Source organism: Streptomyces sp. ActVer (assembly GCF_027270795.1).
Classification (GTDB): Bacteria; Actinomycetota; Actinomycetes; order Streptomycetales; family Streptomycetaceae; genus Streptomyces; species Streptomyces umbrinus_A.
Window position 1 is genome coordinate 1 of record NZ_JAPWHT010000054.1, and the last position, 20,190, is coordinate 20,190.

The 20,190-nt window shown below is 72.3% G+C and carries 17 protein-coding genes; 7 read left to right on the forward strand and 10 right to left on the reverse strand.

The window, feature by feature from the left end; all coding sequences use genetic code 11:
- A partial coding sequence (locus tag O3Q52_RS11945; RefSeq protein WP_269648757.1) for a PQQ-binding-like beta-propeller repeat protein occupies positions 1-1,274 on the forward strand: 1,274 nt, incomplete at its 5' end.
- A 368-nt stretch (positions 1,275-1,642) separates the two neighbouring features.
- Here O3Q52_RS11945 and O3Q52_RS11950 read toward each other — a convergent pair.
- The 4 genes from O3Q52_RS11950 to O3Q52_RS11965 all read right to left on the reverse strand — a co-directional run bounded on the left by O3Q52_RS11950 (position 1,643) and on the right by O3Q52_RS11965 (position 4,677).
- Positions 1,643-2,143 (reverse strand): hypothetical protein, encoded by a 501-nt coding sequence (locus O3Q52_RS11950; protein WP_269648758.1) that lies wholly within the window; start codon positions 2,141-2,143, stop codon positions 1,643-1,645.
- A gap of 127 nt (positions 2,144-2,270) precedes the next feature.
- On the reverse strand, positions 2,271-3,041 hold the full coding sequence (locus tag O3Q52_RS11955) for an enoyl-CoA hydratase/isomerase family protein (RefSeq protein WP_269648759.1): 771 nt from the start codon (positions 3,039-3,041) through the stop codon (positions 2,271-2,273).
- Entirely contained in the window at positions 3,038-3,481 is a 444-nt protein-coding gene (locus O3Q52_RS11960; protein ID WP_269648760.1) for a Zn-ribbon domain-containing OB-fold protein, read from the reverse strand. Before O3Q52_RS11960 ends, O3Q52_RS11955 begins: the two co-directional genes overlap by 4 nt.
- Positions 3,482-3,522: 41 nt before the next feature.
- On the reverse strand, positions 3,523-4,677 hold the full coding sequence (locus O3Q52_RS11965; RefSeq protein WP_269648761.1) for a lipid-transfer protein: 1,155 nt from the start codon (positions 4,675-4,677) through the stop codon (positions 3,523-3,525).
- Positions 4,678-4,779: 102 nt separating this feature from the next.
- Between O3Q52_RS11965 and O3Q52_RS11970 the strand changes: the two genes are divergently transcribed.
- On the forward strand, positions 4,780-6,381 hold the full coding sequence (locus O3Q52_RS11970) for a FadD3 family acyl-CoA ligase (RefSeq protein WP_269648762.1): 1,602 nt from the start codon (positions 4,780-4,782) through the stop codon (positions 6,379-6,381).
- A 100-nt stretch (positions 6,382-6,481) separates the two neighbouring features.
- Here O3Q52_RS11970 and O3Q52_RS11975 read toward each other — a convergent pair whose 3' ends face one another.
- From O3Q52_RS11975 to O3Q52_RS11985, 3 genes are read right to left on the reverse strand one after another with little or no spacing between them, the layout of a single operon-like run.
- A complete protein-coding gene (locus tag O3Q52_RS11975; protein WP_269648763.1) occupies positions 6,482-9,070 on the reverse strand; it encodes an FtsX-like permease family protein in 2,589 nt (862 codons plus the stop codon).
- A gap of 4 nt (positions 9,071-9,074) precedes the next feature.
- Positions 9,075-9,839, reverse strand: a complete 765-nt coding sequence (locus O3Q52_RS11980; RefSeq protein ID WP_269648764.1) for an ABC transporter ATP-binding protein — start codon at positions 9,837-9,839, stop codon at positions 9,075-9,077.
- Complete coding sequence (locus O3Q52_RS11985) at positions 9,836-10,078, reverse strand: hypothetical protein (RefSeq protein WP_269648765.1); 243 nt, start codon at positions 10,076-10,078, stop codon at positions 9,836-9,838. Before O3Q52_RS11985 ends, O3Q52_RS11980 begins: the two co-directional genes overlap by 4 nt.
- 203 nt (positions 10,079-10,281) lie before the next feature.
- Here O3Q52_RS11985 and O3Q52_RS11990 point away from each other — a divergent pair, with 203 nt between their 5' ends.
- The 3 genes from O3Q52_RS11990 (at position 10,282) to O3Q52_RS12000 (ending at position 13,619) form a co-directional block, all read left to right on the forward strand.
- Positions 10,282-11,562 (forward strand): sensor histidine kinase, encoded by a 1,281-nt coding sequence (locus O3Q52_RS11990; RefSeq protein WP_269648766.1) that lies wholly within the window; start codon positions 10,282-10,284, stop codon positions 11,560-11,562.
- The gene (locus tag O3Q52_RS11995; protein ID WP_269648767.1) at positions 11,550-12,209 is read left to right on the forward strand and encodes a response regulator transcription factor; all 660 of its coding nucleotides are present in this window, start codon (positions 11,550-11,552) and stop codon (positions 12,207-12,209) included. The genes O3Q52_RS11990 and O3Q52_RS11995 overlap by 13 nt, the downstream gene beginning before the upstream one ends.
- 201 nt (positions 12,210-12,410) lie before the next feature.
- Positions 12,411-13,619, forward strand: coding sequence for a serine hydrolase (locus O3Q52_RS12000; protein WP_269648768.1), 1,209 nt, complete (start codon positions 12,411-12,413; stop codon positions 13,617-13,619).
- A 134-nt stretch (positions 13,620-13,753) separates the two neighbouring features.
- Here O3Q52_RS12000 and O3Q52_RS12005 read toward each other — a convergent pair whose 3' ends face one another.
- From O3Q52_RS12005 to O3Q52_RS12015, 3 genes are all read right to left on the reverse strand, one after another.
- Positions 13,754-13,906, reverse strand: coding sequence for a hypothetical protein (locus O3Q52_RS12005; protein ID WP_269648769.1), 153 nt, complete (start codon positions 13,904-13,906; stop codon positions 13,754-13,756).
- A gap of 208 nt (positions 13,907-14,114) precedes the next feature.
- On the reverse strand, positions 14,115-14,399 hold the full coding sequence (locus tag O3Q52_RS12010; RefSeq protein WP_269648770.1) for a hypothetical protein: 285 nt from the start codon (positions 14,397-14,399) through the stop codon (positions 14,115-14,117).
- Positions 14,400-14,614: 215 nt separating this feature from the next.
- Positions 14,615-17,581 (reverse strand): BTAD domain-containing putative transcriptional regulator, encoded by a 2,967-nt coding sequence (locus tag O3Q52_RS12015; protein WP_269648771.1) that lies wholly within the window; start codon positions 17,579-17,581, stop codon positions 14,615-14,617.
- Between the two features lie 223 nt (positions 17,582-17,804).
- On the opposite strand from O3Q52_RS12015, the gene O3Q52_RS12020 reads away from it, so the two are divergent.
- Both O3Q52_RS12020 and O3Q52_RS12025 read left to right on the forward strand, forming a co-directional pair.
- A complete protein-coding gene (locus tag O3Q52_RS12020) occupies positions 17,805-19,037 on the forward strand; it encodes an amidohydrolase family protein (protein ID WP_269648772.1) in 1,233 nt (410 codons plus the stop codon).
- Positions 19,038-19,132: 95 nt separating this feature from the next.
- On the forward strand, positions 19,133-20,035 hold the full coding sequence (locus tag O3Q52_RS12025; RefSeq protein ID WP_269648780.1) for an LLM class F420-dependent oxidoreductase: 903 nt from the start codon (positions 19,133-19,135) through the stop codon (positions 20,033-20,035).
- Positions 20,036-20,190: the final 155 nt, after the last annotated feature.

The following is a 20,190-nucleotide window of genomic DNA, read 5'->3' on the forward strand; positions in this document are numbered from 1 at the left end:
CCGACGCCCGCGCCGCCGCCGTGAAGGCACCTCCTCCCGAGGCGGGCCTCGCCGCCTCCTGGTCCCGGCCGCGCCCCGGTGTGAACGGCGCCGACTCCGCCGGGCCCGTCCCGGTACCCGCGCCTGCCCCCGGCCCCGACTCCGCCACCTCCTGGCGGCCGTGGCGCTTCCGCATGTCGAACGACGTGTGGGGCACGCCCGCCGTCGCCGGAGACCTCGTCTACGTCACGTCCTTCGAGGTGCACGCCCTGGACGTGGCCACCGGCCGGCGCCGCTTCAAGACCCGGGACGTCGCCTGGTCGATGGCGGTCGCCGGCGGCCGCGTCCACGCCTCCGACGGCCCCACCCTCTTCGCCCTGGACGCCCGCGAGGGCACCGACCTGTGGCGGCTGCCGACCGACGCCTGGGTGTACTCCCTCAAGGCCGACCGCGGCACGGTCGTCACCGGCACCCGCGGCGGCGGCGTACAGGCCTGGGAGGCCGCCAACGGGCAGAAGCTCTGGGAGATCACCGGCGCCCAGACCGACTTCGAGTCGCCCGAGGCCGGGCCCGCCGTCCACGACGGCACGGTCTACGTCTGGAAGGACGCCCGGCTGCGGGCCCTGGAGGCCCGTACGGGGGAGGAGCGCTGGTCGTACCCCATCGGGGACGCGGCGTCCTGCGGCGGCGTGCCCGTCCGCATCACCCAGGCCGACGACGGATACGTGTACGTGTCCGCCGGCACCCGGGTGCTCGCCATCGACGTCGCCGGCGGGCATGTCCGCTGGCACTTCGAGGCGCCCGCCGTCTTCCTCAGCCCGCCGACCTTCGCGCCGGGGCCCGCCGTCACGGGCGGCGGGATCTACCTCGCCGACTACCTCGGCACGGTGTACGCCCTCGACGCCACGGACGGACGCGACCGGTGGCGTATCGCCACGGAGGCGCGGTCCTCGCTCGATCCCGTGCTCGTCTCCGCGGGGCATGTCCACGTGGGGTCCGGCAAGGGGCTCTACACGCTCGACGCCGTCACCGGTACGCCGAAGTGGCGCTTCCAGGCCGGGGGTGACGTCGTGGGTGCGCCCGCCGTCGCCGACGGGCGCATCCACTTCGGGTCCACCGATCATCTGCTCTACACGCTGAAGGCCGACGACGGGCGGTTGCGGTGGAAGCTCGCGACCGGTGGGGAGATCACCGGGGCGCCCGTCGTGAAGGACGGGGTGGTGTACGCGTGCAGCAAGGATCGGTGTGTGTACGCGCTCGATGCGGAGAAGGGAACGGGGACTGCCCGCTCCTGATGGCGCGGGCCGGGGTTGTGCGTTGTCGGGTGCGGGCAGGTGGGGGCTGGTCGCGCCGTTCCCCGCGCCCCTAAAAGATGCGCCTGCCGTTTGTCGTCTGGTCGGGGCCGCGACGGGCATCCGATCGCAGCTGTGTCATCCAGCACCCATTGGTTGCCCATCAGAGGTCGTGCTGCGATCGGAAACCCCGACACGACCCCTCACGAAGGAGAGCGGCTGCCGCCCGGTGGGGCAACTGGAGAGAGGGGCTTACGCCCCTGATCTTTTAAGGGCGCGGGGAACTGCGCAGCCTTTTGGCTTTTAGGGGTGCGGGGAACTGCGCGACCAGTCCCCACCGGGCCGCAGGTCTTCACAACCGGCGGTCGCGCTCAGCGGTAGTCCGCAGTTGGACCGTCGAGTGTGGGTACTGCTGGGTCCGGTGGAGGTACGTACTCGGGCTCCGCCCGCACGCCACGGCCCCGTAGGACCACGGAAGCCAGTAGCAACAGCAGACCACCGCCGAAGGCGAGCCCCGTGCCGGGGCCCAGGCCGTCGGTCGGGGTGCCGGAGATCACGAGGTTGCCCTCGGCCTGGCCCACCCGGATCAGCCAGAGCACGGTGAAGGCGAGGACGATCACGCCGGCCAGGGCCACCAGCAGTCGCGACCGGAGCAGCAGCCCGGCCAGCGTGATCAGCGCGGCGCCCGCGAAGGGCAGGAAGAGCGAGGCGAAGAGCTCGGCGGGGATGCTCGTGACGCCGCCTGCGGAGAAGAGGTCCCCCAGGCGGTAGTGCCGGCCGTGACGGCCGTCGTACCAGGCACGGAAGGGGCTCCATACGGCGGCCGTCGCTCCGGCGAGAGCGAGGACGGACCCGAGCAGGTTGCGGACCATGCGCGGACCTCCGTTCCCGGGCTCTCGATGCCGACGCTACGCCGGGTCCCCGCCCCCCGCCACGCGACGGCCACGCTCAGTGACGGCCCGGGGCGGGGGCGGCGGCGGGAGAGACCCGGCGTGCTGGTCAGCGGGTCCGGTACTCCGTCCGGCGGCCGGCGAACAGCCCCGCCTGCGCCTCGCTCGGCAGGTTCCCCATCGACACGAGATGCGGGGCGTGCGCCAGCGCGGCCGTCCGCGTCGCCTCCTTCGCCGCCCACACGGCCCGTACGGTCCCCTGCACGGCCTCGGTCGGACAGGACGCGATGACGTCCGCGCACCGCACGGCGGCGGCCGGCGCCTCACCGGGCGCGGTGACCTCGCTGACCAGCCCCACCTCGTACGCCCGCCGCGCGGAGACCCGCTCGGCCGTGCCCATCAGCGCCATCCGGGCGACCTCCCCGAACGGCATCCGCTGCGCCAGGAGGATGGACTCGTACGCGCTGACCATGCCGTACGTGGTGTGCGGATCGAAGAACGTGGCCGTCTCGTCGGCGATCACGAAGTCCGCCTCGCCGATGAGATAGAAGGCCCCGCCGCAGGCCATCCCGTTCACGGCGGCGATGACCGGCTTCCACAGGTCGCACGCCTTCGGCCCGATGGTGATCAGTGGATCGTCCACCATGTAGGGGGAGTTGGGCTGCGGGACGTCGGCGCCACGGTCGAGCCCCGTGCAGAAGGCCCGCCCGCCCGCGCCCGTGAGCACGATCGCCCGTACGGAGTCGTCGAACCTGAACTCCTGCCAGGTGGTGGACAGTTCGGCTGCTGTGTCCAGATCGATGGCGTTGAGCTTCTCGGGGCGGTCGAGGGTGACTACCGCGACGCCCGTGTCCTTGTCGGCGGAGATGCGCAGGGTCATGGACGCTCCAGTACCCAGCGCGGCAGCCCGCTACCGCCCTCGCCGCCCTCACCCTCCGCGAACACCACCTGCACCTTCGCCCCGATCCGGATCCGTTCCTGAGCCACGGAGTTGATCGGCGCCTCGGGCCCGGTGACGAGGTTCCCCACGAGCCGTATCCGCGGGGCGTCCGCCAGTTCGACGACGATCACGTTGTACGGGGCCTGCGCCGCGTAGTCGGGCAGGAGAGGCGGATGGGGGATCACGTACGACCAGACGCGGCCCTTGCCGCTCATCCTGCGCCACTCGCTGTCGAAGGAGTGGCAGTGCGGGCAGCAGGGCCGGGGCGGGAACCGGAGTTCGCCGCAGTCGGGCTCGGCGCAGGCCTGGACGCGCAGTTCGCCCCGGGCGGCGTACTCCCAGAAGGGGGCGCCGTCGTCGTCCACGACAGGTGTCAGCATGTCGGCCCTTCGGATACTTGGTTCGGCGGATGGCCGGGCGGTCAGGTCCTCAGGAGCAGGGCGGACGTCGGTACGCCCTCGCCCGCCGTGACCAGGCAGGTGGCCGCGTCCGGGACCTGCGCGGTGCTCGTGCCCCGGAGTTGCTTCACGCCCTCGTTGATGAGGTTGAAGCCGTGGACGTACGCCTCCGAGAGGCCGCCGCCGCTCGTGTTCAGCGGCAGCCGGCCGCCGATCTCCAGGGCGCCGCCCTCGGTGAACGCGCCGCCCTCGCCCCGGCCGCAGAATCCGTAGCCCTCCAGGGAGAGAGGGATGAGAGGGGTGAACGCGTCGTAGATCTGGGCGACGTCCACGTCCTCCGGGGTGAAGTCCGCGTGTTTCCAGAGATGGCGGGCGGCTGTCCAGGCGGGGCCCGTCAGCGGGTCGTCGTTCCAGTAGTTGACCATGCCGTGGTGCTGGGCGGGCAGGCCCTGGGCGGCGGAGTGGACGTACACGGGCCGGCGGCGGCAGTCGCGGGCCCGTTCGGCGGAGACGACCACGCAGGCCAACGCTCCGTCCGTCTCAAGGCAGTTGTCGAAGAGGCAGAGGGGTTCGCTGATCCATCGCGAGGTCATATACATGTCCCGGGTCAGCGGGCGTTCGTACATCATCGCCGCGGGGTTCTGGTTGGCCCGGTTGCGGCAGGCGAGGGCGACGTTGAAGAGGTGGTCGCGGGTCGCCCCGTACTCGTGCAGATAGCGGCGGGTGAGCATGGCTATCTCGTCGGCCGGGCGGAGGAGGCCGAAAGGGCGCGTCCACTGGGCGGGGGTGGGGAGTTGGACGGCCGTGTTCTTCCACGGGCGTGGGCCGCTGCCGCGCTTGCGTGAGCGCCAGGCGACTCCGACCGTCGCCTGGCCGGTGGCCACGGCGGCGGCCAGATGCGCGACGGTGGCGCACGAACCGCCGCCCCCGTACCCGACCTTGCTGAAGAAGGTGAGGTCGCCGAAGCCGACTGCCTTCGCCACCTCCACCTCGTCGGTCTCCTCCATCGTGTAGGAGGCGAGCGCGTCGACCTCGGCGGGGGAGATCCCGGCGTCGTCGAGGGCGGCGAGGATCGCCCGGCAGGCCAATGCCTTCTCGCTCTCGGGGAGTTGCTTGGCGAAGGGGGTCTGCCCGATCCCCACGACGGCCGTGGCGTCCTTGAGTCCTGCCCCTGTCATGGGCGCACCTCCACCGTGGTCCACGAATGCTGACAGGGCGTCAGGCTACAGCTAATCTGACGGGTAGTCAGCTAGTGGGTGTCGACCGTGGGGAGGCTCGCCGTGCGCGGTGACATGGAGTGGGGCACCATTCCCGGGCTGGTGCGGGGGGCGGCCGAGCGGTACGCCGACGTGGAGGCGGTCGTCGAGGGCCGCACCCGGGTCTCGTACGCGGAGTTGGGCGCCCGGGTGGAACGCGCGGCGGCGGCCTGCGTCGCGAACGGCGTCGGCCCCGGTGACCGTGTGGCCATCTGGGCGCCCAACACCCTGGACTGGATCGTCTCCTCGCTGGGCGCGGTGTCGGCCGGCGCGGTCCTCGTCCCGCTGAACACCCGCTTCAAGGGCACGGAGGCGGCGTACATCCTCTCGCGGAGCCGGGCGAAGCTGCTGTTCGTGACGGGGACGTTCCTGGGGACGTCTTACGTGGCGTCGCTGCGGCGGGCGGCCGGGGACGGGCCGGGTTCCGCGGGTCCGCTCGCCGGGCTCCCGCACCTGGAACAGGTGGTCGTTCTCTCGGACGACGCCCCCGCCGACTTCCGTACCTGGAAGGACTTCCTGGCGAGCGGGGACGGCGTGGCGGCGGAGGACGTACGGGCGAGGGCCTCGGCGGTGGAGTCGTCGTCCCCCTCGGACATCGTCTACACCTCGGGCACGACGGGCCGCCCCAAGGGCGCGGTGATCACCCACGCGCAGACGCTGCGGGCGTACGAGGTGTGGAGCGATCTCGCGGGCCTCCGCGAGGGCGACCGCTATCTGATCGTGAACCCCTTCTTCCACACCTTCGGCTACAAGGCCGGTGTGATCGCCTGTCTGATGCGGGGCGCGACGATGATCCCGCAGCCGGTGTTCAACGTGGACACGGTCCTCGCGAACGTGGCCTCGGAGCGGATCTCCGTCCTGCCGGGCCCGCCCACCCTCCACCAGTCGCTCCTGGACCACCCGAACCGTGACGTGTACGACCTCTCGCCCCTGCGCCTGGTGGTGACGGGCGCGGCCGTGGTGCCGTTGCGCCTGGTGGAGCGGTTGCGGGAGGAACTCGGGGTGGGGACCGTTCTCACCGCCTACGGTCTCTCCGAGGCTAGCGGGATCGTCTCGATGTGCCGACGCGGGGACGAGCCCGGCGTGATCGCGTCGACGTCGGGCCGGGCGATCCCGGGCACGGAGGTGCGGGTGGTGGACGCGGCGGGCGTCTCCGTCGCGCCCGGCGCCCAGGGCGAGGTCCTGGTCCGCGGCTTCAACGTCATGGGCGGCTACTACGAGGACGCCCGGGCCACCTCCGAGGTCCTCACCCCCGACGGCTGGCTCCGCACGGGCGACGTCGGCGTCCTGGACCTCGCGGGCAACCTCCGGATCACCGACCGGATCAAGGACATGTTCATCGTCGGCGGCTTCAACGCGTACCCGGCGGAGATAGAGCAGCTCCTCGGCCTGCACCCGGACGTGGCCGACGTGGCGGTGATCGGCGTACCGGACGCGCGGCTCGGCGAGGTCGGCAGGGCGTATGTCGTGCGGCGGCCGGGAGCCGTGGCGACCGCGGACGACCTCATCGCCTGGGCACGGCGGGAGATGGCGAACTACAAGGTGCCCAGGACGGTGGAGTTCGTGGGCGAGCTGCCGAGGAACGCGAGCGGGAAGGTCGTCAAGGGCGAGCTGCGGGCGCGCTGAGGGGCTGGTTCGGAAGCGGGGGTACGGGCGGACGCGCGGCCTGATCATCCCGGCCGCGTGTCTGCCCGTACCCCCGCTTCCGTCCTCGTGGTGCCCGGCCCTATTCGCGGGCGGACAGCGCATGGGCGGGGGCCGTGCGCAGTGCCTGCCGGGTGGGGAGTTCGACCGTGATGAACGCGGTGCAGATCACGGTCAGCGCGACGGCGGGGAGCAGCCACACCGGGCCCGCGGGCCACGGCCGGTCCAGGAAGCCGATGCCGAGCAGCGCGAGGGGGATCGCGGACAGCAGCAGGCCGGTGGTGAGGGCGGCGGCCCCGATCACCGCGGCCTCGCGGCGCATCATCGCGAGGATCTGGCGCGGCGTGGTGCCGTTGAGGCGGAGTGTCGCGATCTCGCCCTGCCGCTGGGCGGTGGTGGCGACGAGCTTGTTGGCGATGCTGAGGAGGAGGTAGCCGAGGAGTACGACGATGAGGGCCAGGTTGATCCAGACCTCCGGCGGGGCGTCGCTCAGGCTGTCGCCCGATCCGGTGTCGGTGGGCGCGAGGGCCAGGCCGGGGCGGGCCGCGGCGAGGGCGGTGAGGGCGCGCTGTGCCTCGTCGGTGCCGTCGGTGCGGACGAGGACGCTCTGGTCGAGGCCCGCGGTGGTGTGGCCCGCGGCGAGGTCGTGGGAGAGGGCGATCGGTCCGAAGCCGAGGGCGCGGTCGTAGACGGCGACGACCTCGGGGCTGACCCGGGTGCCGTCCCCGAGGACCAGGGTGATGCGGCTGCCGAGTCCCGAGCCGGGGGAGCGGGCGACCTCGGTGCTGACGGCGACCGTGTCGCCCTTGAGGCGCGCCAGGCTGCCGTCCCGTACGCCGAGGTCGAGGACGCCCGACGCGGCCGGGGTCAGGATCATGGCCGAGCCGGATTCGACGACCGGGTCACCGAACTGCTTGTACTCCCGGATCACGGTGGTGTCGCTGACCGGGGCCGCCGCCTCGACGCCCGAGGTCCTGGTGACGGCGGCGAGGGTACCGGCGGGCAGGCCGCCGAGGCCCGGTGCGGTCAGGCGCTGCTGGGCGAGGGTGCCGGTGCGGGTGTCCTGCGCGGTGGCGCTCATGACGGTCGTCTGGGCCAGCGTGTAGGTCAGGACGAACACGACCGCCATGGCCAGGGCACTGACGACCCCCGAGAGCCGCAGCGCGTATCCGCGGATGTTGGACACCGCGAGCCAGGTCGGCGCCGAGACCCCGGGCCGCAGCCGTCGGCCCGCCGCGTCGCCGATGCCCCGGACCAGCGCGGGTCCCGACAGGGCCAGGCCGATCGCCCCGATGATCCCGGCCATGGAGGTGGCCGTCGCGCCGAGAACCGTACGGCTCAGCAGCGGTACGACCGACAGCGTGGTGGCGGCGACGATCAGCAGCAGCCCGAAGCGGGCCCGCATCTTCGACGGCGTGCGGGGTTCGCTGCGCGACTCGGCGACCGCCTCGGTGGCCGGCATGCGCGAGGTGCGCCACGCGGCGCTGCGGGCCGACACCTGCACGGCGAGGCCGAGGAGCAGGACGGTGGCGAGCGCGGGCAGCGGACTGAACGTGAGCGGCAGGGTTTCCGGGATCACTTCGCGGTCGACGAGCATCCGCCGGAACTGTCCGGCCAGCAGATAGCCGAGGCCGACTCCGGGCACGACCGCCACGGCCGCGATGATCGAGGCCTGTCCGGCCGCAAGTCGCCTGATCTGCTTGGGAGTTGCGCCGACGGCCCGCATCAGGGCCAGATCGCGGCGCTGGCCGCCGATCGACACGGCGAGCGCGCTCGCCATCACGAACCCGATGATCAGCATGATGATCCCGGCGAGCGAACTGGCCAGCAGGATCAGCAGGGAGCGGGCGGCGCCCGCGCCGGGGGAGGCGATGTCGCCGCGCTCGGAGCCGGTGGAGACGATCAGGCCGGCGGCCTCGGTGTCTGCGTCGGTGCTGTTGGCCGTCTTCTTGCCGGTGTCCTTGATCTTCTCGCGGGCCGCGGCGGCGACCGAGGCCTCGGTGCCGGGCTCGGTGCGCAGGGCGACGAGGTCCACGGTCCCGGCGCGCTCCCCGTCGGCGCGGCCGGACAGCCGTACGGCCGTCGGGTCGGCGAAGAGGATTCCGGCGTCGGGTGCGTCGACCAGCGCCGTGACGCGGTAGGCGGCCGCGGCGCGGCCGGCGGCGACGACCTCGACCCTGTCGCCCACCCGGACTCCCGCGGTGGTGGCCGTGGCGCTGTCGAGGGCGACCTCGCCGGTGCCGGCCGGAGCGGATCCGTCGACCTTCGCGTCCACGAAGAGCTTCGTCGAGGACCAGCCGTGCCCGGCCGTCTTCGGGTCCTCCACCGGTACGACCCGGCCGTCGGCGTCGACGAGGGCGGCGGGGAAGCCGATGTCGCCGACCGCCGCGGTGACGCCGGGCAGTTGGGCCAGCTCGTCGACAAGATCGGCCGGGACCGTGCCGCGCTCCGGGAGGGCGATCGGCAGGTCGGGGCCCGAACTGAAGCTCTGTTCGGTGGAGACCACGACCTCCGCGCCGGAGAGGCGCCCGGCCGGCAGCTGGGAGCGGAACCCGGACTCGGCCATCACTCCGGTGCCGGTGATCAGGGCCGCCCCGCCGAGGACCGCGCACGCCACCGCCAGCAGGGCGGTGATCCGGTGTCCGGCCATCCGGACCGCGAGATGCAGCATGGTTCTAGACCTCTCCGAGCTTGACGAGACGGTCGGCCAGTTCGGGGGCGGTGGGCTGGTACAGGCGCTCGACCACCCGGCCGTCGGCCATCACCACCGCGTGGTGCGCCTGGGCGGCGGCGGCCGGGTCGTGGGTGACCATCACCACCGTCTGGCGCAGCTCGTCGACGAGCTCGCGCAGCAGGCCGAGCACCTCGTGGGCGCTGCGCAGATCCAGCGCCCCGGTCGGCTCGTCGGCGAACACGACGGCCGGCTTGGCCACCAACGCCCGTACGATCGCGGCCCGTTGCTGCTGGCCGCCGGAGAGCTCGGCGGGCCGGTGCGACAGCCGGTCGGCGAGACCGACCCGCTCCACCAGTGCCCGCAGCCACTCCCGGTCGGGGGCCCGCCCCGCCAGCCGCAGCGGCAGCGTGATGTTGTCGGCGATGCTGAGCGCGGGGACCAGGTTGTAGGACTGGAACACGAACCCGATGTGCTCGCGGCGCAGTTCGGTGCGGCGGGTCTCGTTCAGCCCCGCGATCTCCTGGCCGCCGATGCGGATGCTTCCCGAGGTCGGGGAGTCCAGTCCGGCGGCGCAGTGCATCAGCGTGCTCTTGCCGGACCCGGAGGGCCCCATCACGGCGAGGAACGTGCCGTGCTCCACGGCCAGCGACACGTCGTCGAGGGCGTGGATGCCTCCCGCGTACGTCTTGCTGACGTTCGCCAGCGCGATGGCGGGAGCGGTCCGTGTCGCCGCCGGGTGGGCGGCTCCCGCGTGGACGCCGCTCATCGCCGGCCCCGCAGGTGGCGGGTGACGAGCGCGGTCACGCACAGCGCTGTGACGGCGCCGCAGGCCAGGTGGACCTGGGTGGAGGCCCCGCCGTAGGAGGCCACCATGTTGCCGACGGTGCTGATGACCAGCACCAGCCACAGCGTCGTACGCACGATGTCGTTGCGGCTGACCGCGGTCTTCGTCGGGTCCGTGCTCTCGGTGCCGCTGGTGAGGCGGTAGGGGTCCGTGGTGGCCATCGTTGTCCCTCTTCGGATTCTTCGAACTCTCCGGACCCTCGGCGGGTCTCGCTGACGTCACCGAAACTACGGATCGGGACCCTGGGCGGCCGAGCCCGCCAGCAGCCCGAGTGGGGGTACAGCAGGCTGTACCTCTACGCTCCTCATCGACAGCGAACCGGCCGCCCGCACAGGGCTGTTGACGAGGGAGAGAGGTGGGGCGGATGTCGACCTCGACCCGGCACGGTGAGCCGGTCGACGTGGGGCGGCCCGGGATCAGGGCAAGCGCGATCCGGGCCGTCGAGGCCGCCGGTGCCGCGCTCGGACAGCTCATCGGCGGGATCGGGACCGCGATGCCGGCGCTGGCCGTGCTGATCTGGCTGGCCGTCGCCGCCGTGACGTCCGTCGTGGGCGTCGGACTGCTCATGGCCCCCGTCGCGCTGCGCGCCCTGCACTCCCTCGCCGACCGTGAACGCCGGCGGCTCGCCAGGTGGGGTCCCGAGATCATCGGGCCCGACCCGGCACCGACCAGGCTGCGGCTCGCCCTCGTCGACCCGACCACCCGGCGGGAGCTGCGCTGGCTGGCCCGGCACGGCACGCTCGGGCTGCTGCTCGGCCTGATCGGGCTGCTGCTGCCGCTGATGGCCGTACGCGACGCGCTGTTCCCGCTGTACTGGCGCTTCATGCCGGAGAGCACGACCAGTACGTCCGTGGGCCTCGGCCATGCCCAGGGCTGGCCCGACGCCCTGGCCGTGACTCTGCTGGGGCTCGGCTGGATCGCGATCATCCTGGGCCTCACCCCCGCCATGGCACGGCTCCAGGCGCGCCCGGGGCGCGCCCTCCTCGCGGCCGGACCCGACACCGACCTGTCCCTGCGCGTCGCGGAACTCACCGCCACCCGGGCCGCCGCCCTGGACGCCCACGCCACCGAACTGCGCCGTATCGAGCGCTCGTTGCACGACGGCACCCAGAACCGGCTCGTCACCGTCACCGTGCTGCTGGGCGCCGCCCGCCGCATGGTGGCCCGCGATCCGGCGGGCGCCGACGAACTCCTCGAACGGGCCCAGAGCGCCGCCGAGCAGGCCCTCGCCGAACTGCGCTCGGTCGCCCGGGGCATCCTGCCGCCCGTACTGGCCGACCGCGGCCTCGAAGGTGCGCTCACCGGACTCGCCGCGAGCTGCCCGGTGCCCTGCCGGATCGACGTCGCGGCGCCCGAGCGGTGCGCCGCGTCCGTGGAGGCCAGCGCGTACTTCGTGGTCGCCGAGACGCTGACCAACATCGCCAAGCACAGCGGGGCGAAGAGCGCCACCGTCACGGTCCGCAGCCGTGGCGGCCGGCTGCGACTGGACATCACCGACGACGGCCGCGGCGGCGCCGACGAGACGGGCGGCTCCGGGCTCACCGGCATCCGGCGCCGCATCGCGGCCCACGACGGCACCCTCGACCTGGCCAGCCCGCCCGGCGGCCCGACGACTCTCAAGGTGGACATGCCATGCGGATTGTGATCGCCGAGGACGACCCGTTGCTGCGGGAGGGGCTCGCGCTGCTGCTGCGCGCGGAGGGCCTCGACGTGGTGGCCACCGCCGGCAGTGCCGACGGCATCCTCGACGCCATCGACACCCACAAGCCCGACGTCGCCATCCTCGACGTACGGATGCCGCCGACGCACACCGACGAGGGGATCGTCGCCGCCGTCGAGGCCCGGCGGCGCAGGCCCGATCTGGCGGTCCTCGTCCTGTCGGCGTACGTCGAGCAGTCCTTCGCCACGGAGCTGCTCGTCGGCGGGGTCACCGGGCTCGGCTACCTGCTCAAGGAACGGGTGGGCCGGGTCGAGGAGTTCCTCGACGCGCTCAACCGGGTGGCCGCCGGGGGCACGGCCATCGACCCGGAGGTCGTCGCGCAGCTCTTCACCCGCAGCCGCCAGGACACCCGCCTTGAGCGGCTCAGCCCGCGCGAGCGGGACGTGCTCGGGCTGATGGCCGAGGGCCTGGGCAACGGGGCGATAGCCGAGCGGCTCGTCGTCACGGACGGCGCCGTCCACAAGCACATCCGCAGCATCTTCGCCAAGCTCGACCTGTCGCCCGCCGACCAGGTCGACCGGCGGGTCGCGGCGGTCCTGCGCTACCTCGACGACGCGCGCCGCCGCACCTGACGTACCGTCACCGGCCCCTGTTTCCGGCGGTGTTGGCCGAGGTCGGGGCGGGTCCGGTACAGCAGGCGCTACCGGCGCAGTGGGGTGGGCACCCGCTCCGAACGGCCAGGCTGCCGGATCGTGACGGGGGGCCGGAATTCCTAGGTTGGTGATCACACCGCAACGGCGGTACGACGACCGACCCGCAAGGAGCCCGCCCGCATGAAGACGAAGCTCACCTCCCGCATTGTGACCACGACGCTGGTGACCGCCCTGGCCGGTATCGGACTGACCCTGCCCGCGGCGGGCGCGACGGGACGGGCGGCGAGCCCGACGCACGACAGGACGCTCAACAAGGCGCACGACAAGGCGCACGACAAGGGTCTTCAGGCGGGCGTGGACGCGATCCTGAAGACCGGGACCGTGGGTGTCGTGGCCCAGTCGACGGGGCCGCGGGGCTCCCGGTACGCCACCGCGGGTGTGGCCGACAAGGCCACCGGCGCGGCCGCCCGCTCCGGCGACCGGTTCCGGATGGCCAGCGCCAGCAAGACGTTCGTCGCCACGGTGGTGCTTCAACTCGTGGGCGAGGGACGCCTGTCGCTCGACGACACGGTCGACCACTGGCTGCCGGGAGTGGTGTCGGGCAACGGCAACGACGGCAGCAGGATCACCGTGCGGCAGCTGCTCCAGCACACCAGCGGACTGTTCAACTACACCGCGGATCTCCCCGTGCTGGCCAGCGTGGACGACTACCAGGCGGGCCGCTACACCACCTGGACCCCGGAGCAGCTGGTCGGCATAGCGACGGGGCACGCCCCGGACTTCGAGCCCGGCGCCAAGTGGGCGTACTCCAACACCAATTACATCCTCGCCGGAATGATCATCCAGAAGGTCACCGGGCAGAGCTGGGAGCAGCAGGTCACCAAGCGCGTCATCCGCCCGCTGGGCCTGCGCGACACCTCCGCCCCGACGACGGACTCCCGGATCCCCGGCCGCCACCTGCACGGCTACTCCGACTTCGGGAAGACCGGGCCGACGATCGACACCACCGGGTTCAACCCGTCGGCGGCCGGTGCGGCCGGCGCGATGATCGGTACGACGGCCGACCTGACCCGCTTCTACCAGGCGCTCCTGGGCGGCAAGTTGCTGCGCCCGGCGCAGCTCGCGGAGATGAAGACGACCGTACGGGCCGCCGACCTCGACCCCGTGTGGCCCGGCGCGCGCTACGGCCTGGGCCTGCTGAAGGTCCCGCTGACCTGCGGCGGCTCCTACTACAGCCACGCGGGCGACTTCCCCGGCTACACCACCCGCAACGGCGTCAGCCCGGACGGCCGCCGGGTCGTGGTCCTGCACGCGACCGGCGACGGCGCCTCCGACCTGTCCACCGAGCAGGCCCAGAACGACCTGATCGACGGCGAACTCTGCGCCTGAGACCGGGTTGCCCCGGCCGCGACGGCCCTCCCTCCGGGGCTGTCGCGGCCGGTCCCTGCCGGGAGGAAGACCGGTCGGCCGACATGCCGATGGGGCCGAGCCGGGTGGCTCGGCCCCATCGGGGTGGCAATGCGTCAGGGCATGGGGTTTTCCAGTGGCGCGACCAGCATCGGGTTGTCCGGCGCGGGTGCAGGCATGGAGTTGTCGGCCAGGGCCGGGCTCGCGGAGGCCGCGGCGGTGGTGAGTATCAGGGCGATCGTGGTGAGGATCTTTTTGGCTCGGGTCATGCCGGCTCCTGTGGGAGAGGGGACTTCCGGACATCAAGGGACGCTAGCGACAAGCGGGATGTTCGTTCGACGGCATCGAACGGTTCGGGCCACCTATTGGCCCGTACCCGTACCCGTACCCGTACCCGTACCCGTACCCGGACAGACTTCGGCCGCGGTGGCTCCCCCTCCGCGCCACCGCGGCCGATCCCCGTCGGGTGGAAAGTCTCTACTTGCCGCCGTCGAGGTCCAGCGCCGGCGGGGAGGGCATGCCGTTGTCCATCGTCCGGATGTCGGCCGGCTCACTGGGCATGCCGTTGTCGAGCGTGGTGACCTCGGGGTCCTTGGCCGGAGGCGCCGGCATCCCGTTGTCCTGCGTGGTGGCGTCCGAGCCCTTCGCGGGCGGCGTCGGCATCCCGTTGTCGAGCGGAGTCACGACCGGGTCCTTGGCAGGCGGCGTCGGCATACCGTTGTCCTGCGTGGTGAGGTCCGTTTCCTTCTTCGTCTCGCTCATGGGCCTGAATCCCTCCGTTGTGGTGACGAGTAAGGAACGCCCGCCCAGAAACTCCCCCGAGGGTCGCTGGACGGGCGTTCGGAGCCGCACATTAGCCGTTGGGCTCCTGGTCAGACCGTCTGCCCCCCGACGCGACGGTGTGACACGTACGAGAGTGCCGGGCGGAGATAAACGAATGCTGAACGTCCGCTACTGCCCCGTCACCGGCACGCCGTTCACGCCGCGGTGGCGGGCGTGAGCAGCGCTCGTACCTCCTCGGCCTGCGCGGCGCCGCCGTGCTGTTCGTAGAGGTTGAGCGCCTCGCGCCAGCAGACCCTGGCCCGGTCCACCTGACCCAGCAGGGTGAGGGCCCGGCCCAGCAGCGTCAGCACGGTGCCCTGCATGCGGTCGCCGCCGATGCAGCCGAGCGCGAGGGCCTGCTCGGCGTGCTGGGCCGCCTGTGCGGGGCGGCGGGCGGCCAGGTGCACCTCGGCGATCCGGAAGTTGGTCGTCCCCTCCCAGAGCCGCTGCCGGTGGCTGCCGAAGACGGACAGGGCGTCGGAGAGCTGGCTGAGGGCCTCGGTGTGACGGCCGGCCCTCGTGAGGGCGATGCCCAGGGTGAAATGGCCGTTGGCGAGGCGCAGGGTCCGGCCGATCTCCAGGTACGCCGCAAGGGCGCGCTGCGCTATCTCCACCGCCATGGCGATGTTCCCCATGCCCAGGTGCGCACGGGACAGGTTGCACAGGCTGAGCGCTTCGAGGGGCCGGTTGCCGATCGTGGCGTATCCCTCGATCGCCTGCTCGAAGAACGGCTTGCCGTCCGCGTACTGCTCCTGGTGCATGAGGGTGAGTCCGCGGTCGTTGGACGCCCAGCTCATGGCCATGGCGTCCTCGGCGGAGGCGGCGAGGTCCATGGCGAGCTGCGCCTGCTCGGCGGCCTGCTGGATGCGGCCGGAGACCAGCAGGACATTGGTGAACGTCGTCCGCGCTCTGCCCTCCGCGTGTGCGTCCCCCGCGGTCCGGGTGGCCTCGCACATCGCCCGCGCGGTCGTCTCGTACTGGTGGGAGTTGGCCCCGGACTCGGTGAGGTCCTTGGCCGCCCACAGCAGATCCACCGCCCGCCGCAAGCGGTCCGTGTCCACGGACTGCCGTACGCAGGCCAGCAGAGGTGAGGCCTCGTTGTACAGCCAGTCGAGGGCGGCGCTGCCCTCCGTGAACCGCAGCCCCGGGTACTCCGTCACCTCCAGGTGATCCACCAGCCGGTCCCCGGGCCGCTCGATCGCGTAGACCCCGGCGGCCGTGGCCAGGTAGAAGTCGAGCAGGCGCGACATCGCCGCCGCCCGCTCGCCCGGTGGCTGTTCGTCCCGCTCCGCGCACGCACGCGCGTAGAGCCTGACCAGGTCGTGGTAGCGGTAGCGGCCGGGCGCGGCCGACTCCAGCAGCGAGGTGTCGACGAGGGATTCGAGCAGGTCCTCGGTCGCCTCGACCGGCAGGTCCAGCATCGCCGCGGCGGCCGCCAGCGAGATGTCCGGGCCGTCCGCCAGCCCGAGCAGCCGGAACGCGCGGGCCTGGGCGGGCTCCAGTTGCCCGTAGCCGAGCTCGAAGGTCGCCTTCACGGCCAGGTCGCCCGCCTGGAGTTCGTCCAGCCGGCGTCGTTCGTCGGCGAGCTTCGCCGCGAGGACCGAGACCGTCCAGGTACGCCGGGCCGCCAGGCGGGAGGCGGCGATCCTGATCGCCAACGGCAGGAATCCGCACGCCGCCACCACGTCGAGGGCCGACTCGCGTTCCGAGGCCACCCGCTCCTCGCCCACGATCTTGGTGAAGAGCTGGAGCGCCTCCTCCGGCGACATCACGTCCAGGTCGACGAGATGGGCCCCGGCCAGGTCGACCATCCTCACCCGCGACGTCACCAGCGCCGCGCACCCCTCCATGCCGGGCAGCAGGGGGCGTACCTGGGCCGCGTCACGGGCGTTGTCCAGCAGCACCAGGATCCGGCGGCCGTCCAGGGTCGAGCGGTACAGGGCCGCCCGCTCCTCCAGGGAGTCGGGGATGGCCGTGTCCGCGGTGCCCAGGGCGCGCAGGAAGGAGCCCAGCACCGTCTCGGGCGCGACCGCCCGTGCACCCGCTCCTTGCAGGTCCACGTAGAGCTGTCCGTCCGGGAAGGCGTTCCGCGCCCGGTGCGCGACATGGACGGCCAGCGTCGTCTTGCCGACGCCGCCGATGCCCGCCAGCGCCGAGACCGCCATCACCCGGCCCTCGGAGGCCGACGCCGCCGCCAGCACGTCGCTCAGCTCGGACACGAAGGACGCCCGGCCGGTGAAGTCCGAGACAGTGGCGGGGAGTTGGGCCGGGCGCACCGGGGAGGCCGCGGTCTCGGGGGCCAGCGGGGCCGAGGGCTCCGCGAGCCCCGGGTCCGCCTGCAGGATGCGCTGCTGGAGCTCCTGCAGACCCTGCCGCGGGTCCACGCCCAGCTCGTCCGCCAGCAGCCGCCGTGTGTCCGCGTAGGCGGCCAGGGCCTCCGCCTGCCGGCCCGAGCGGTACAGCGCCAGCATCAGCAGCTCGCGCAGCCGTTCCCGGAGGGGATGGGCCGCGGTGAGCGCGGTGAGTTCGGAGATGGCCTCCGCATGGCAGCCCTGCTCCAGATCCATGTCCAGCCGGGACTCGATGAGTTGGAGCCGCCACTCCTCCAGGCGGGCGCGCTGGGTTTCCGCGTACGGGCCCGGGACGCTCGCCAGGACCTCGCCGTCCCACAGGCTCAGCGCCTTGTTCAGCAGGGCGCGCGCATGGCACAGGTCCCCCGTCGCCTTCGCCTTCTCCGCGTCGGCGGCCAGCTCCTGGGCCAGCGCGAGGTCCAGCGAAGCGCCCACGCCGGACTCGTCGGTGAGCCGGACGGCGTACCCGCCCGACTCGCTGACCAGCACACCGGGGGAGAGGACCTTCCTCAACCGCGAGGCATACGTACGCACCGCCGCCAACGCCTGCGAAGGCGGCTCCTCCCCCCACAACGCGTCGATCAGTTCGCCCGCCGTGGCCGTGCGGCCCTCGCGGAGCAGCAGGGCCGCCAGCAGGGCGCGTTGTTGAGGGGACCCGGTGGGCAAGGAATCCGCCCCACGCCAGGCGCGCACCGGGCCGAGCACGCTGAAGCGGAGCGCCGCCGAATCCTCGGGACGCCCCTGCTCCGGTACTCGCGGTACACCGTCCATCGCTGCCCCCTGCCGAAACGTCATGACAACCAGGCCAGTTTGCCTTGTTCATGGCGGATGCGTCAGCCGTGGGAGATACCGATCACAGGCCGCCGTGCCGAGTGGCGCAAGCCCTCACAGAGCCCACACCCCCTCCCCGCAACCCCGTGACGAGGTTCCCGCATTCCAGAGAGCCGCCGCCCGATAGCTGACGGGCCGTCAGATCGGCGCTACCGTAAAACACATGGAGACCTTCCCGAAGATCATCTCGGTGGACGACCACACCGTGGAGCCCCCCAACGTCTGGCGGGACCGGCTCCCGTCGCGGTACCGGGACACGGGGCCGCGCATCGTCCGCGCCCCGCTCAAGGAAATGACCTTCCTGGGCGGCAAGTTCGCCCCGGTCATGGGAAACCCCGGTGACGACGGCCCGATCGGCGACTGGTGGGTCTACGAGGACCTGCACCGCCCCCTCACCCGTCTCGACACCGCCGTCGGATACGACAGGGACGAGATCAAACTCGAAGTCATCACCTACGAGCAGATGCGCCCGGGCTCGTACGACGTCCCGCAGCGCCTGGCCGACATGGACGTCAACCACGTCCAGTCCGCCCTCTGCTTCCCCACCTTCCCCCGCTTCTGCGGCCAGACCTTCACCGAGGCCAAGGACCGGGAACTGGGGCTCCTCTCGGTGCGCGCCTACAACGACTGGATGGTCGACGAGTGGTGCGGCCCCGATGCGGCGGGCCGCCTGATACCGCTCACCCTCATACCTCTGTGGGACGCGGAACTCGCCGCGCAGGAGGTGCGGCGCAACGCCGCCCGCGGGGTACGGGCCGTCGCCTTCTCCGAGATACCTCCGCACCTCGGGCTGCCCTCCGTTCATACGGACGAGTGGGATCCGTTCCTCGCCGCGTGCGACGAGACCGGCACCGTCATCGCCATGCACATCGGGTCGAGCAGCCGGATGCCCTCCACCTCCGCCGACGCCCCGCCGGCCGTCGGCTCCACCATCACCTTCGCCAACTGCTGCTTCTCGATGGTCGACTGGCTGATGAGCGGCAAGTTCGAGCGCTTCCCGAACCTCAAGGTGATGTACGCGGAGGGGCAGATCGGCTGGATCCCGTACATCCTCGAACGCGCGGACGTCGTGTGGGAGGAGAACCGCGGCTGGGGCGGCGTCGCCGACAAGGTCCACCGGCCGCCGTCCGAACTCTTCACCGAGCACGTCTACGGCTGCTTCTTCGACGACGCCTTCGGGCTGAGGAACCTCGACGCGATCGGCGTGGGGAACGTGCTGTACGAGACCGACTACCCCCACTCCGACTCCACCTGGCCCAAGTCGCGGGAGGTCGGCGAGGCGCAGATGGGCCACCTGGACGCGGACGTCGTCGACCGGATCGTACGGCGCAACGCGATCGAGCTCCTGGGGCTGACCGAGGACGGGCTCTGGGCCGGTCCGGGCGGTGCCCGTTGAGCGCCTCCCCCGACAACACGTCCCCCAGCAGCACGTCCCCCACCAACACGTCCCCCACCAACACCTCCTCCGGCAGCGCGTCCTTCACCTACGGGATCCAGCTCCCCGTCCAGTCCCAGAGCACCCTCTACGCGGAGGCGTGGGAGGCGGACGCGGGCCCCGGCGACCTCGTCGAGATCGCCCGCACCGCCGACAGCTCCGGCTTCGACTACGTCGCGAGCTGCGACCACGTCGCCATACCGCGCCGTCTCGCCTCCGCGATGAGCACGGTCTGGTACGACCCCGTCGCCACCCTCGGCTTCCTGGCCGGAGTCACGGAGCGCGTACGGCTGTTGAGTCATGTGGCGGTCGTCGGGCTGCGGCACCCGCTGATCACCGCCAAGCAGTACGCGACCCTCGACCACCTGAGCGGAGGGCGCCTGATCCTCGGGGTCGGCGCCGGACACGTACAGGAGGAGTTCGAGGTGCTCGGGGTGGACTTCGAGCGGCGCGGGGCCGTGCTCGACGAGTGCGTCGACGCGCTGCGGGCCGCGCTCGGGCCCGATGAATTCCCCACCCACCACGGGAAGTTGTACGACTTCGAGGGGCTCGGGCAGCGGCCCCGGCCCGCGCAGGAACGGGTGCCCGTCTGGGTCGGCGGGTCCTCGCCCGCAGCCGTCCGGCGGGCCGCGGTCAGGGGCGACGGGTGGCTGCCGCAGGGGGACCCGCGGGAGCGGCTGCCCGAGCAGATCGCCCGGGTCCGACGGCTTCGCGAGGAGGCGGGCGTCTCCGAACCCCTCACCGTCGGCGCGATCACCGAGCCGCTGTACGTGGGGGAGCCGGGGTGGAGCGTGGGGCGCCGCACCCTCAGCGGGGCCCCCGAGGCGCTCGCCGAGTCGCTGCGCGCGTACCGGGCGATGGGGGTGCACCAGATCCAGGTACGGTTCCGCAGCCGGAGCCGTACCGAACTCACCGACCAGATGGCCGCGTTCGGCGCCGAGGTCGCCCCGCTGTTGTAGGCGGCTGTTTCAGGCCGCGCCTGGGGGACCTGTCTGACAGCCAGACAGTTCTTTCTTGAAACTTCGAACAACTTCCGTCTGTGCCGCGTATGTAAGGACGTCATGGCTACGGCGGAAGGACACGCGAAGTGCGATCCCCCCGGCACGTCCGAACT